The organism is Streptomyces sp. NPDC002055, assembly GCF_040296705.1.
GTDB lineage: Bacteria > Actinomycetota > Actinomycetes > Streptomycetales > Streptomycetaceae > Streptomyces.
Genome location: NZ_JBEOXS010000155.1, coordinates 1 through 1269, shown reverse-complemented (window position 1 = coordinate 1269; position 1269 = coordinate 1). Strand labels below are relative to the sequence as shown.

At 34.8% G+C, this 1269-nt stretch carries 3 protein-coding genes; all 3 read left to right on the top strand.

The features are described from left to right. A partial coding sequence (locus ABT112_RS35235; RefSeq protein ID WP_351515836.1) for a helix-turn-helix transcriptional regulator occupies nt 1–332 on the top strand: 332 nt, incomplete at its 5' end. Nucleotides 333–359: 27 nt separating this feature from the next. Next, complete coding sequence (locus ABT112_RS35230) at nt 360–1073, top strand: ORF6C domain-containing protein (RefSeq protein WP_312257862.1); 714 nt, start codon at nt 360–362, stop codon at nt 1071–1073. Between the two features lie 12 nt (nt 1074–1085). Then, the coding region (locus tag ABT112_RS35225) for a DUF771 domain-containing protein (RefSeq protein ID WP_351515835.1) at nt 1086–1269 on the top strand (184 nt) is incomplete at its 3' end.

Here is a 1269-nt window from a genome sequence, read left to right as displayed (position 1 = left end):
GACATCCTCCTTTCCATAAAACTAAGCAAATACCTCAAATATCTGCTCATAGCTTTTATACCAAGGAGAACACAAAAATACACACACAGAAAGGAGCCAGTATGGCAGTAGAAAAAGAATTAATTGCTCTGCGAGCAGACGAAAAAATATCTCGAAAAGAAATGGCAGAACTTATTGGTACAACACCAGAAACTTATCGAAAAAAAGAACTCGGAGAAAGTGATTGGTGGGGGGCAGAAATGTTCTTGATTGCTTCCAAGTTCAATAAACGAATTGATGATATTTTTTTAGACAAAAAGTCCACGAAAAGTGGCTTTGAAAAAGCTAGTTAGAAAACTGAAATAAGAAAGGATTCAAAAATGGATCAATTAATTACAATCACACAAAACGAAAACAACGACCAAGTAGTAAGCGGTCGTGAACTACATGAATTTTTAGAAGTAAAAACTCCTTATCATATTTGGTTTGAAAGAATGGCAGAATATGGATTTACTGAAAACGTTGATTTTATAGGTTTTGAACAAAAAAGTTCAAAACTAGGCGGTCGTCCAAGTGTTGACCATGCGTTAAAAATTGACATGGCAAAAGAAATTTCCATGATTCAGCGTAACGAAAAAGGGAAACAAGCCCGTCAATATTTCATTGAAGTTGAAAAAGAACTCAAACAACAGCTTTTACCGCAAACTCCTGAACAACAAATTGCATTACTCGCTCAAGGAAACGTGAACTTGAACAAAAAAGTAGAACAAATCGAAAATTCAGTTCTTGATTTGACTGACCGATTCGGGCTTCCATCAAATAAAGCTAAAGTTTTGCAAAAGAAAGTAGCAAGCAAAGTTTATATGTTTACTGGCGGTAAGTATTCAAATGCTCATAAGAAGTTAGGAGCTAAGGTATTCAGAGAGTTTTATAAAGATTTGAACAATCGCTTCGATGTTGTGAAATATAGCGATATTCCATTAAGTCGTTATGACGAAGCAACAGAATATCTTGACATGTGGCAACCATCTTTCAATACAACGCTTGAAATTCGTGGATTGAACTCACAAACCAGCTTTGATTTTGAAGAATAGAAAGGAAAACACATGGAACAAACACTTGAAGTACAAGCGACTATTTCAGTTTTAATTCCAGAAGATAAGATTCTTGTAGATAAAGTTGAATATCAAGAGCTTAAAGAAAAAGACTTTGACGGTTGGGTTGGTATGGATGTATTCATAAAAAAATCAAACCGCTCAAGAACTACTATCAAGAACTTGTTAAACCGTC